At 38.1% G+C, this 12,953-nt stretch carries 13 protein-coding genes; 7 read left to right on the top strand and 6 right to left on the bottom strand.

All coding sequences use genetic code 11. From position 1 onward, the window contains the following. Nucleotides 1–191: 191 nt before the first annotated feature. A complete protein-coding gene (locus EHQ58_RS10355; protein WP_135623833.1) occupies nt 192–1,745 on the bottom strand; it encodes a DUF1565 domain-containing protein in 1,554 nt (517 codons plus the stop codon). A gap of 578 nt (nt 1,746–2,323) precedes the next feature. Here EHQ58_RS10355 and EHQ58_RS10350 point away from each other — a divergent pair. Next, on the top strand, nt 2,324–3,358 hold the full coding sequence (locus EHQ58_RS10350) for an Lp29 family lipoprotein (protein ID WP_135623832.1): 1,035 nt from the start codon (nt 2,324–2,326) through the stop codon (nt 3,356–3,358). Here EHQ58_RS10350 and EHQ58_RS10345 read toward each other — a convergent pair. Continuing rightward, on the bottom strand, nt 3,335–3,604 hold the full coding sequence (locus EHQ58_RS10345; protein ID WP_135623831.1) for a hypothetical protein: 270 nt from the start codon (nt 3,602–3,604) through the stop codon (nt 3,335–3,337). The two genes, EHQ58_RS10350 and EHQ58_RS10345, sit on opposite strands and share 24 nt — an antisense overlap. A 258-nt stretch (nt 3,605–3,862) precedes the next feature. Here EHQ58_RS10345 and EHQ58_RS10340 point away from each other — a divergent pair, with 258 nt between their 5' ends. Further along, a complete protein-coding gene (locus EHQ58_RS10340) occupies nt 3,863–4,507 on the top strand; it encodes a YdeI/OmpD-associated family protein (protein WP_135623830.1) in 645 nt (214 codons plus the stop codon). Nucleotides 4,508–4,827: 320 nt separating this feature from the next. On the opposite strand, the gene EHQ58_RS18730 is transcribed toward EHQ58_RS10340, so the two are convergent. Further along, nucleotides 4,828–4,980, bottom strand: a complete 153-nt coding sequence (locus EHQ58_RS18730) for a hypothetical protein (RefSeq protein ID WP_167883601.1) — start codon at nt 4,978–4,980, stop codon at nt 4,828–4,830. Between EHQ58_RS18730 and EHQ58_RS10335 the strand changes: the two genes are divergently transcribed. The 3 genes from EHQ58_RS10335 (at nt 4,964) to EHQ58_RS10325 (ending at nt 6,773) form a co-directional block, all read left to right on the top strand. After that, nucleotides 4,964–5,416 (top strand): hypothetical protein, encoded by a 453-nt coding sequence (locus EHQ58_RS10335; protein ID WP_135623829.1) that lies wholly within the window; start codon nt 4,964–4,966, stop codon nt 5,414–5,416. The genes EHQ58_RS18730 and EHQ58_RS10335 overlap by 17 nt on opposite strands. A gap of 272 nt (nt 5,417–5,688) precedes the next feature. Next, nucleotides 5,689–6,102, top strand: a complete 414-nt coding sequence (locus tag EHQ58_RS10330) for a hypothetical protein (RefSeq protein WP_135623828.1) — start codon at nt 5,689–5,691, stop codon at nt 6,100–6,102. 401 nt (nt 6,103–6,503) lie between these two features. Next, nucleotides 6,504–6,773: a hypothetical protein gene (locus EHQ58_RS10325; RefSeq protein ID WP_135623827.1), complete on the top strand. Its 270-nt coding sequence runs from the start codon at nt 6,504–6,506 to the stop codon at nt 6,771–6,773. A 183-nt stretch (nt 6,774–6,956) separates the two neighbouring features. On the opposite strand, the gene EHQ58_RS10320 is transcribed toward EHQ58_RS10325, so the two are convergent. Then, complete coding sequence (locus EHQ58_RS10320) at nt 6,957–8,303, bottom strand: adenylate/guanylate cyclase domain-containing protein (protein ID WP_135623826.1); 1,347 nt, start codon at nt 8,301–8,303, stop codon at nt 6,957–6,959. Nucleotides 8,304–8,819: 516 nt separating this feature from the next. Between EHQ58_RS10320 and EHQ58_RS10315 the strand changes: the two genes are divergently transcribed. Together EHQ58_RS10315 and EHQ58_RS10310 are read left to right on the top strand one after the other, a co-directional pair. Then, nucleotides 8,820–9,242, top strand: a complete 423-nt coding sequence (locus tag EHQ58_RS10315; protein WP_135623825.1) for a hypothetical protein — start codon at nt 8,820–8,822, stop codon at nt 9,240–9,242. A 132-nt stretch (nt 9,243–9,374) separates the two neighbouring features. Next, complete coding sequence (locus tag EHQ58_RS10310; protein ID WP_135623824.1) at nt 9,375–9,662, top strand: hypothetical protein; 288 nt, start codon at nt 9,375–9,377, stop codon at nt 9,660–9,662. Between the two features lie 646 nt (nt 9,663–10,308). Here EHQ58_RS10310 and EHQ58_RS10305 read toward each other — a convergent pair. Together EHQ58_RS10305 and EHQ58_RS10300 are read right to left on the bottom strand one after the other, a co-directional pair. Further along, complete coding sequence (locus EHQ58_RS10305) at nt 10,309–11,565, bottom strand: NHL repeat-containing protein (protein ID WP_135623823.1); 1,257 nt, start codon at nt 11,563–11,565, stop codon at nt 10,309–10,311. A 613-nt stretch (nt 11,566–12,178) separates the two neighbouring features. After that, complete coding sequence (locus EHQ58_RS10300; protein ID WP_135623822.1) at nt 12,179–12,781, bottom strand: DNA alkylation repair protein; 603 nt, start codon at nt 12,779–12,781, stop codon at nt 12,179–12,181. Nucleotides 12,782–12,953: the final 172 nt, after the last annotated feature.

The following is a 12,953-nucleotide window of genomic DNA, read 5'->3' as shown; positions in this document are numbered from 1 at the left end:
ATCTTGCATCAGGTCTTTCCGTGCAGAAAACCAACAGACTTTCGGTATTGCCAAATCTTTATCGAGGATCCGATATCCCTATTTGATTTTTGGGGTTTGGTTCCGAAATCAATGTGATCAAAATTCTGTAGGATCAATTTTAAATTAGATTGGAATAAAAATTTCCCTTTTCTGTAACATTCCCTTCCGATTTAGTAATTTCCAATATAGGAAGAACCATTCGTAGTACCTCCGTTAATCGTAACGAATGAAAATATGGCGGTGGTGCCTTGGTCATAATAGTAGGCCGATGGGCAGTCGAATATATGATTATTATTGAAGGATATTGGACTAGATATAGCGCCGGCTTCATATAAGCAATACCGATTCGTTCCGCCTGATGTGAATAAGGTGTTATTCTGATAGGATCCTACATTTCCGGAACCTCCATTACCATGATAGATCGCGTATGAATTCGTTCCAATTCCCCCATCAATTGTGTTATTTGATAAATTAAAATCAGATGGGTGACTTGTGTTTAGACCGTATGAGATAGCTCCACTGCCCCCATAAATTGTATTTCCCGAGATGGTGGGTGTATTTGCCTGTGGGCCATTATATATAGCATGTGCCGAACCTGATGGTGCTGATCCTCCACTCACCTGATTGTTGATGATAGACGGAGCCGAAATATTTTGAATAAAAATACCAAAAGAATTACTGCCAGTAGAAATTCCTCCCGAGATCGTATTGCCAGAAATAGTGGGAGATGCACCATTGATTTGGATGGCAATCGCGCCTTGGGTACTCACTGATCCTGCTTGAATTGTATTGTTGCTAATGGTTGGATTTCCAACATTACAGAAAATTGCATATGAATTCACAGACGCATTTGTATTAGAGGACCCGACGATAGTCAGTCCATCCACGATTGTGGCCGAAGTAATGGTTGCATCCGAATATACAGTAACTGTACTACCAATAACACTTGTTGCGACATCCGAAATTTTGCTGGTATAAGTCGAAATATTTCGAGAAGAAAAATCCTGAGAAAATCCTCCATATAGAGATACTTTATCAACCAGGTTAATTATGAATGATAAATTACTATTCATATTATAATCACCAGAGCTAATAAAAATCGCTGCTGGTGCGGTTGCTGAAGAGATCGCAGAGGGAATCGTAAGTTTGGGTAATGTTGGTGAGGTTCCAGAATTCGAATCGCTTCCCAAGGGACTCACATAAAGTACATTCGTATTTGATGATAAAACAATATATGTTCCCTTAATCTCTGTTAAATCCTTACCATTAACATCTTTTGCGTTTAGGATGAATGAATTTGTACCTATAGGAATGGTAGCAGACAATGTTACTGTATCATCCGAAAGCAATGTTTTCGACCAGGATGCTGTAAGATTCGTTCCTAGAGTCGCAGAGAGCGAGCTTGGGTCCATGCTTTTACTGAAAACGACCTTGATCGAAGTATTGCTAAGAATAATATTTCCGAGTGAAGGTGTAATTTCTGCTGTGGGTGTCGAACTATCGGAGGAACTCGGTTCAATGGAAGAAGCAGATATATCTGATCCAAAAAAAGGCAAAGCCAAGGTCGCATTTATCAAAAAAGAATTTAATGATTTATTCCTCTTTGCATCCTTTTCAAGATCGAGAACTTCTTTGACAATCGGATTGTACAGGCATTGGTTAAATATGATCAAAAAGATTAAAATCAAGCGTTGCATGTAATATGGTAAATCTTCTGGAAACATAAATGATCACCTAGGCAGCAATTCATGGGAAAATTTTTTGATAAAACTCATTACAGTTGTTAATCGTATTTCCTTTGGTTAATAAATAAACTGGAAAAATGATTCAAATCTAAAAAAATTTAAATATTTTCAGTCTTGGATCGCTTTGTGGCACTATGGAAGGACGAAACTTGGTGAATGTAAACGTTCTAACGATAATCACGAATTCGGCATAGGGAAGAAGGAAGGGGAAAAACAATTTTTTCCGTCCCAAAAGGGAAACTTATCTTTCCCAGTATCTACCTTGTCCGAGCACCTAGCAAAGAGTATATTCAAGCATTCGAACAAATGGCTCCTTACGTCTCATCGCCAAATAAAATTGTTATCTACCTGTTCCTTGAGTCGGATAGCTTTTCAGTAGGGTCCGAATCAACGAAACATTCTCCGGTAAAATGGCTAAATGAACATGAAATTGCCAGGAAACGTAGCGATCATCTACTGTCATTAATGTGAGCAAAAGCAATGTGGGATTTGAGTAAACCCCACATATTCGGTTTTCACCTATGGTTCGATTGGTGCCTCAATGATACTCTATCCGTATGAAAATACTTTTTTATCCGTTTCTATTCTCAATTGTATTGATGATGAGCCACTGCACCCATTACTATCTGAAAGACCAGAAAAATTTTCTGTTAAGTGAAAAACAAAAGAGCCAATTCTTGAAGAAAAAATTCTTACTTCTTGGATTCCATCCATTTCATTTTTCTTTGGAAAAACGTGAAAATTTTGAATCAAAAGAACCAAAGTTCCCTTGTTCCTATTTTAATACTCTGGTTGAAATCAATCGGGATCTTGCGGTATACAACTGCCTTGTGGAATTTATAAATTCAGGAAAGGAACCCGCACATCCAGAATTATACAATAAGATCCATCAGAGAATTCCTGCCACAAGGTACAATCCGTCCTACTCGATCTCAGCAAATATCAACGGAAACAATTCAACTAAAATATTTTTCCCGACATCACAAGAAGAATCCATCCAACATACAACCGGTCAAAGCAACCAACCTTCCGAAGAAAAGATTAGAAATTTCTTATCTTTGTATTTGTCGACAGTTCGCCATGCGGGCTTAAAGGAAATCGAATCTATTGTTCACATTGAATATGCCTATTCAGCAGATGAATGCAATTGCAAAGAGGGACAAAATGTGATTCAAAAAATTAAGAGGATCCAATTCAAAAAATCAAATGTAGACTATTATATTCTCGCAAACCAAAGAAATCTATATACTCAGTCACTTACGAATCCACAATCAAACAAAACGAGAAATCTAAAAGTTTTGACTTTCCTTCCCGCCATAATGACGCTAGGGTTAATTCCGTACTGGGATGAGGCGCTCTTCGAATCAAAATTTTATATCTTCGATAAAGATTTAAATCTCAAACAAACCTTAGTTTACCAAGATCGAATTGAACATATTACTGCACTATGGCTCCTTTTCTCAAAATCAAACCATTCTCCTTTAATTCAATATAGAGCCAATCATCCAAGGGACATCGATTTATACGAAACCAGTACGAGAAAATTTGTAAGTGATATCAACAAGTTTCTACTTAATTCTTCGTCCTTGTAGATGCATCAGAAAAGAAAACAAATCATCCAAGAAGGTGATTTCACGATTAGTAAAATGAGTGAGGAACAAAAAAATATAGGCTACATTGACAGGCAATGAAAGTGAAAGCTGGTCTATGAGTGTCGGATTCTTATCCAGAATGAGTCGAACGACAAAACTTGTTATGAAAAGGGAAAGGATCAAAACCAGATCGATGTATCGTGCTTCCGTTTTTACAAACCACTCCGAAATAGAATACTCAGACACAAACCCGTGTGTGCTGCGAAGATAAGCGATTATTTGCTTGTAATGATGGCCTTATTATGGCTTGGGATTCTTTTGAGAAATAAAGAAATAGAATTATCCTTAAGGCGACTGGCTTGTCGATCGCGGACTTTGTTCGGTAGGCATAAGTAAAAAAATTAACATTCGTAAACAAACTAATGCTTGATGATTTTATTTTATCGATTTTATTCTACACCAAAATCCACTTCACAAGAGTTGAGTCTTGAGATATAAATTTCCATGAATCAAAATCAGAACAAAACAAAACCGAAACATCCAAACTCCCACAAAGGAATCGAACACTTCGAACCAAAATCACTAAAAGAGTTTCACGATTGGCTCTTAAAAAATCATGACACATCAAAAGGGGTCTGGCTGATTCTTGCAAAAAAAGGTTCCGGACTTCCGACCATAACAGTAGACGAGGCCATCGAGGAATCGCTGTGTTTTGGATGGGTTGATAGTTTGCCTAACAAAATAGATGCATTACGTTATAAGTTATATATTTCCCCTCGAAATCCAAAAAGCAATTGGTCGCGAGTCAATAAAGAAAAGATAAGTCGACTGGAAACAGAAGGACGTATCCATCCTTCAGGAATTAAGATGATCGAACTTGCAAAGAAATCTGGCACCTGGAATGCGTTAGATGAGGTTGAAAATTTAGTTATTCCCGAGGATTTACTACAAGCCTTAAAAAAACAAAAGGGAGCTTTAACTTTTTTCGAAGCATTTCCCAAAAGTGTGAAACGAGGCATTCTTGAATGGATACAGACTGCCAAACAGGAGACGACCAGATCCAAACGTATCCATGAAACGGCCTTGCTTGCGAAGGATAACATCCGGGCCAACCAATATACAAAACCAAAGAAAATAGAGAAAGCATGATATGAATTGGATGGAAAGAAGGCACTTCCTCTCGATCGCAAAACCTAACTTCTTTATTTCTGATTTGACATTTAAAATCCGTTGCTTTTTTTTGTGTTAACAACTAACTGGAGAATATATTATGAGTTTCGCTTCCTGTTCGCTTCCTGTTCGTTAATTGTTCTTTTCAATTGTAATCCAAATTCTGAAAAAAAAGAAAACGAAGATCTAACGAACCTACTGCTTTTAAATCAACTAACGAGTAGTACTTCCACATCCACCTGTCCCACTTGTTCCTGCACCTTACCTGATACAGCCACCGATGGTCCCAGATGCTTCGATTATGCAGCCTCGACTTCCGCGACAAGTGCCAGCTCCCATTGTTCCACAAATTCGGGCACTTTTTCTTCCGTTGCCGCTTGTTCTACTACGCGCAATTCCGTAGGTTCTTGCTCGGGTAACATCACGTCCTCTGGTATGGGTGTAAAAATCACTTATTATGACTATTATGCATCCATGACAAATTTCGCAGCTGGCCTTGCTGCAGGTCTTTCGTTTACAGGTTCGAGTTCGACAATTTATGGCGTCGCAACCCGTTGTAGTAACGATGGGATCAAGTCCTCCCAGACCGTTTCACTTTCAACAGCGTCGCCAAGGATCAGATTTAAAAACAGCAGCGGTAGTACTGAAACTTATTCCTTACATACGTCGATTACCTGCGGTGCAAGCACAAAGTATGCTTCAATCGGCAGTGTTGCTAATGGTGGGACGAGTTCTTATTTTACAATTTCGGCAAGAACTGCTTCAAGCTCCATCAGTTACAATGATGGCGCAAATTGCACAAATGTGAGTTATTTTTTCTCGAACGGAAACGTTTGGACGATTACCTCAGGCACATCAACTTACTCGATAGCGGCGACGACCGAGTAACTTAAAATTGACTCCTCTGCAGGAATCAAAGTTTGTTTTCTGCAGGGGAAGTATCGAATCCCTTTCTGTAAAAATTTGTTCGCCTTTAAGCCGAATTAAATCGGGTTCTTTGCAATCGATCAAAATTTTGCACCAATCATCTCATCAATTTCCAAAGAGAATGGTTTCTAACTATCTAATACTTTGTTCGAGCCTTAAAGGCAAAATAATAATTTTGAATGACTTCTGAATTTGAATCTCATATCATTGGATAAAAGTAACAAGGAGACAATATGAACGACAATAGCAAAATGATAAAAGGTATGTTGCTAGGTGGAGTGACGGCATTTGTATTTGTTTTTATTTTTGAATATTTAGTTCACGGTCTTTTGATGAGAGGACTTTACGAAGCAACGATGCATGTTTGGCGCCCGCAGGCCGATTCAAATATGTTCGTTATGCTTCTCAGTCAGTTTCTTTTTGCGATGGCTATAGCTTTTTTCTACCCCATCGTTGGTCCCGACAAGGAATGTAAAAAAGCGGTACCATTTGGTTTTGGTCTCGGATTAGTCTTGGCGATGCCCCAGATAGCCAGTTATAGCTATTTGCCGATTCCGATATCGATCAGTTTGATATGGGCGGCAGCTTCTTTTATAAAAGCATTCGGGGCGACCTATATTGTGGCAAAAATATCTAACAGAGATTAGAGAAGTAGTTTGGATCTGCAGTTCGAAACACTTCGAGTTGGCTTTTTTATTATTAACTAAAATGGCGGCAATAGATTTGTGACCAATCCCATAAATGCAGTTTAGAAGTTTCTTTGACTGCATATATTTTTTGGAATTCTCTGATAGTAAAATTATCTGAAGATATTTTTTTACGACTAACGCATACACTTTCATCGATAAGCCATCAACTTGAAACCAAAAAAAAACAAAAAATGTTAACTCCTGCTACGTTTGTATTTTTTTTACTTATTTTTTAACTAGAATCATTCTATTCAAAAAAGAACCAATGCCGTTTTCGGATGAATTAATTTTTCTTATTCACTTGCATGGTGTGATATCGTATTCAAGGTTGAAATGAAGGATTTTATAAGGGAAAACAAATGTTACTAAATATTAGAATTATCGTCGCCTTACTTGGCACGGTCCTGTTAACTCAACAACTATCTGCAAAATGTTATTCTTTTCGAGAATCAGATATTAAGGTGTGTATCAATGGTGATACGAATGAAGTAAGAAAAAAAGCTTCTGCGGTCTGCAAAAAAACGATCGGGAAGGATTGCGGTCCAACTACTGGAGCATCTGCTTCTTGTAATGGTACGAAATGTTATGATGAGAGTGGAAGTAAGCGATTTATAATTAAGGCAAATTAAAAAAAGAAATTTTTCCGATCATAACGTTCTGAACTGATGACAGATTCTAGTCAGTTCAGAATCATCATCATACTCAGTTAAAAACATTTGAAGATTACGCTGAGATTTATTTGGTTACTATTCCGAAATTACAAAGTCAAGAAGTTAGTTACATTCTATCATTGTCTGCGGTCGCATCAAAGTCTAGCTCGATGTTTGTTGCTCTCGCAATCTTCGGTATCGTTTTTCGAATTCAACGTTAGGAGTACGCTCATGACCGGGACGTTGCAACTCTGGTAGCAAACCTTGCACAAAATACATGTCGATCTGACCCTTGTTTTTTGCTGGCATCGCTCCTCGATATTCGCAGGCAAAAAAATCTTTAATGAGCTCAAAGGTTACGCCAGAGATATTGATTTTCCCAGAAGCTCCTGACGATTCGCAGCGGCTTGCTGTATTTACCGTATCACTCCAAACATCATAGGCAAACTTTCGTTCTCCGATTACGCCCGCGACGAGATCACCGGAGTGAATCCCCAATCGAAGTTGCCAATACGGCAGATTCTGGTCCGCTTTAATTTCCTTCATCCGATTCATAAACGCTTGAATCTCAAGGGCTGCCATTACACAATCCACCGCATGCGTGGCATTGTTCTGAGGAATTCCACCAGCAAACATATAGCTGTCGCCGATGGTCTTGAGTTTTTCAAGATTGTATCGATCCATCAAGCTATCGAAATAAGAAAAGCAACGATCTAACTCAGCCACTAGCTCTTCCGGCTTTAGCGTCTCGGCGATTTTGGTAAAGCCTTCAAAATCAGTGAAGCAAACAGTAGCAGAGGGAAAGTGGCGTGGTTTGCTCGTGCCGTCCATCTTCAATTCATTTGCCACTTCTCGTGGTAAGATGTTCAATAGGAGCTTCTCGGATTTAGCAAGCTCTGCTGCAAGTCGATCTTCCGCGCCGTTTACAGCCTTTACAAACTGATAAGTGATTAGAATGAAAAAGATAATTAAAAGAGTGAGTGGCGGCATGAGGTAGTCGGCAGGTACGACCAGATGAGCAGGACCGAATATTCCTGATTTGCCAAGTGATCTATAGTAGTATTGGAAAAATAAAAATAGACCCATGGGCACAATGACAAGGCTCCAACGCGTGATGACGTGTTGGCGCGGGACCATCACAAATGACAACATCCCTAGGAGTAAAAATCCCATCGGCGCCGGATCATCCGCTTGCGCAATCGACAAGGCCACGAGATGATAATCGGAGGCGACCAAGGTGAGGATTGCGGCTGCCGCTAGTCTCTGCTGGATGAGTAAGTAACGAGCAATCACAAGTGGCACGACTAAAGGGAAATACGTCGCATAGGTGAATATATGGGTCTCTGGTGGCTCTGTAAAATACGTGGGAACGATTAGCAGCGTCGGCAAAGAAAACATCAGGATTTGCACCCATGCCGTTGTGCGAACGGCTCGCGCATCCTGCTCACTTAGTCCCCTAGTGGCTCCTGTCACCTTAAGCCAATCCACAAATTTACGGTAACGTGTCATAGGCTGAAATGATGTTGATCACTAGGTTATGGCAAGCTCTTTCCTAACTGGGAACCATCCACAATTCGATATGTAAACCATTTTGGGAACTTCTGGATTAACCTATTGATCTCACGGAAATAAGTTTGTTTATAGTGCAATGCTCTCGCAGAATTTTTTTTCTACCCCAGCAAAAGAAATCAATTTCATTGATTTTTAAAATACAAAAGAAACTAAAAACAATCTCTTTAATTCGATTGTACTATTTTATCGTCTTCACTGATCTTAATCTTTTATAGATTAACCGAGTCCTGAAAAATTTGAATTTTAATCAAATTTGATTCGAATCTGCTAAAACGTACTCAGGTTAGAATGGCAATCTTTTACCAAGTTTATTATTCTGAATTAGAATTATATCGTTCCGGTTAAGAATCCAAAGTTGAATCAATTCTTTAATAAAAGCGACTAGAAATCTATAAATTTCTAGACAACAATTCATCTACTCATATTCTATTGCACATGATTGTTAATCACAAAATGAAATTGATTTTCCTAAGTTTAATTCTTTTTTCTTTTCCTTTATTTGCAAATGCAGAAGAAAAATCAAAAGAGATGTGTGAGTGTTTAAATAAATCAAAATCATCGAATTCGGCAAAAGATAAAAAAAGATGTTTAACTCTCAGAGAAAAACATGTAAAAGCCCTTAAAAAAGGATCGGATGCTTATTCTCAATACCTTGAAAAACTTGGACAATGTGAACGAGAGATGGTCGGAAATGGGGAGATAAAAGACAATCTAAGCTTTGAAGAGAAAGTAAAAGAAGTATGTGATTGTTTTTCGTTGGCACCAAAAGGTCAAAAAATGGCATGCTTTCAAAAACAAAGCCAGTACGGCAAAACTTTCGCTGAAGATCAAAAGCGAATTGAATTCAACCAAATCACGAATTCATGTGACAAATAATTTTAAATTCAAAACTGATCGGAGTAAGATAGCCAAATTATTTTTTCCTTACAAGATTGTAGAAAATGGAAATGAAAAAATATTGACGTCTATCATTTTACTTCGATTATTTTAATCCTTGGAGAAAAAACCTTGAAAATCAAACGAATCATTTTGCTTTGTTTCCCAATAGTTTTAGCTTGCGGTCTTTCCGATCAGGAGAAGGAAACTTTAAAAAAACATTATATTGAAACTGCGACAAAACAATGTGAATGCAATCAACTCAAAGCAAAAGCAGACCCAGGCTATTCCGCCTGCGTGCGAGAGTATGAGCAAAACGTTCGTTATATGGAAGCATTTCTGGATGTAACTAAGGCATCCGAGACTGATAAAAAGCAGGCCGCTTTGGAATCCGAGAAGATAACCCTTAATTGCAAGTGAGAATTTTTTTAATATAAATTGGAATCATTTGTTCCGAAGACATGCGTTGTTCGGTCGATACCCCAGAACCCCCCTTCTCTGATGATGGCAACATTCAAGTCGGAAGGTTCTTGAATTCAATTTCGCACTGCGCGTACGTGTCAGGTTCTTTGGTCAAAAAATAAGCGCCAAGGATGGGTAAGATTATAAAAGGAAGCCACTAAAGAAATACAAGAAACATTCCAATTGTCGGCAGAATCTCTCATGAAATCAATACACCGTTAGGTGCCATAATTTCTTCGAATGCCTAGATTAACGCTATTTTGAGAGAGTCTCTGGTAACTGCACTTCAGAATGATCAAGATTTCTCGTATGCGGAAAACAGTTGTTGGCAAGAATTATTTAGTCAAGGGCTGGCTGTAAAACCTGTTTTTGATCCAAAACGTAATCGGGAACTAATAAAAACAGTAATGCCTATTTTTTCAGGAAAAAGGCCAGCTTGATCGAATTTTGAAAAACAGGTTTACTAATTTCGTTCCCATCAAGTTTCGTTTTCTTTCAACGAGTAAACATCTTACCCGGAATTTATGAGCTAACTAAGAAGCCCCATCTTGCGACTACAAGGTAGTAATGAGAAAAAGTTCAAATCTTATTTTTTAATTCATATTTAGTACTTGTTATAGTATCCGCTCATCAGGATTGATTCACATATTGAGCCATTGGCCCCAGTTTGAATGGAAAGAAAATGATCACTCGTATGTGGTATTAGGATGATACGACCATCTATAGTTAGGACTCCATCACCCCACTTATTGGCACCGGAAACTCCGCTTTCAATCGTCGAATAAGTGAAATTTTCACTGTTAAGAATCAGAATTTTCGAAATGTCAGCCGGGAAAAAATAAATATTTCCATCGGGTGCGAGCGACGCTCCTCTCCACTTACTAAGGCCTGTTACGGGAGAATCGAAAGTCGATACTTGATCAGTTTCCGGATCAATGATTAAAAACTGATTACTTGAACTTGGTACTCCGAGAATTTTCCCACTAGCAAGCAGGACTCCCTGCCGCCACTTCCCAGTTCCCGAAACGGGCGCTGGAATCGTCTTTACCTCATCTGTTTTTGTATTGATAACAAGAATGGAATCTCCATCAACTGGAATGCCATAAATTTTTTCATTGGGTGCAAGTACACCTCCTTCCCAAAGGTTCGAGCCAATGGCTGGAGATGGCAAAAGATACGTGCTATCATTACTTGGATCGATCACTAGAATAGAAGAAACACTTACCGGCATCGCATAAATTTTTCCATTTGGCGCGAGCACTCCGCCTCTCCATTTATTAACACCTGCCAATGGGCTGGGCAAGGTTGCGACACTAGATGCTATGGGATCATAAACTAAAATGTTATCGGCTCCACGCGGAATTCCATATACCTTGCCGTTGGGTGCAAGAACTCCGCCTTCCCATTTACCAGTACTCGACACCTGAGTCGATATTAGTTTTGATTCAAAATTACCTAATTTTGTTGTCAAAATTCTTTCTTCGTTATAGGGAAGGGAAACTAAATTGCCATCCTTTAACAACACACCACCTAACCATTTCGCTGTGCCACTTATAGGAGAAGGTACGATTGAGGTCGTAGTTTCCCTTTTACCCTTGGAAAATTGTTTTCGCAATTCTTCTTGTACATATTTCCATTTTTTGGGTTGGATCACTTCAAAAGGAGTTAAATCGCAAATAGAAGGTAAGACAATTTTCGTTCCACAATAAGCGGTATCGTCTTCTAAGATCAATTTGATGGTAAAATAATCTCTATAGAATTTATTTTGCGGATCACAGGCATTCGAAAGAGAATTTTTTCCACAACCAAGTAGGGCAAATGATATAAATATAAAAATGAAGGATGTAAAAATTTGATTCATTAACATTCTCATCACGTAGGAACAACATAAGAATCTATTTCTGAGAAGCAAGCTTTTGCTCCCAAAAAAACTAGAAAAAGGATAGCCATGCTCATTTTTCTATCCAATCTAATTGCGGAACTGAACTAAAAAGACTCCTTTTCCTAACTACACCTAACGAATCTCTTTTCCTGGATCCATTTCCATGGATCAGTCTTCCCGTTACTGATTTCTTTAGAATTTGAAATCCATTGAACGCAACGATCTTTTCGTTTCTCCTGTGCTTAGATCGAGTGTCATGAAAACTCAGAAACTCATTGAAAGCGTGAAAATAAATATAAATTTGTCGGATTTGTTCAATTTTCGAATCGGTAGCTGACTTACAATTCAAGTCAATATGAAACTCAGGCAAATCTGGGAAAACTTAGTCTTTCAATTACTACTATTATTGTGCATCCATTGTAATGCAGAAGAGAGAAAAAACAAATATATGGAAACAGAAAACATTCCAACCTTAAAGCTACAGTTACCAAGTTCACACGGTTTTCTTCTGCTCGCCACCAACCTAAAAACATCTTCACTTCTCGATGAAATGAAACCGATCCTTCGCGACTTGAAGAGAGAGCAGAATGTATTAAATGTCAATATTTTTGAATCGATTTTTTCCAGCTTCGCGAATCCAACTTCCTACGGCTCTCTGTATTAAATCTTGCTGGTCATTTCTCAAAATTTCTGCTATTTTAAAGGTGTCAGCTAGATCATTCTGTCTTATGAAAAAGTAAGTACTAACTATGGCAGTCCGACGTTCCCAGATATTTTTAGATTTTGCAAGCTTGTATAATATATTTCGAGGTTTATCATATAAGTATCCTCCGATCACATATGGTGCAGATCTGTCTATTAAATCCCAGTTGTTAATCCATTGATGGTTATGAATATACATTTCAAAAAGCGCTTTTTTTCTCTCGGAAGTTGCATTTTTTTTTCTAGCTTGAAAATCCATGATACTAACTGCACCCATTCGGGCTTCATAAAATTCACTTCGTAGTAGTTTTAATACCTCACTATGCTCCATTTCAGAATACTGTTTAGCGAGTTTAAAGATTGCTGCCATACGTATTCCGATAAACTTATCGTCCTTTGTTTTCTCTGTAAAATATCGTTTCACTTTAGGTAGCTCTTTTGCCGATTTGAGTGATTTTAAATTATTTAGAAAATTCTTTTCTGTTAATACCATGGATTGACACTGCCTGAATAAAAATTAAATTCATTACTCGAGAATTGGATCTTCCGTAACGAATCCTGATTGAAATGGAGAAATTACTTGCCTTTCAGGAAAGCAGACAAATTAGAAAGATATAATTAGAATTATAATATTAAAATAAACAAACTCAAGATAATTTCTTATA

Source organism: Leptospira ognonensis (assembly GCF_004770745.1).
Lineage (GTDB): Bacteria > Spirochaetota > Leptospiria > Leptospirales > Leptospiraceae > Leptospira_A > Leptospira_A ognonensis.
This window is presented reverse-complemented; position numbering and strand designations above follow the sequence as displayed.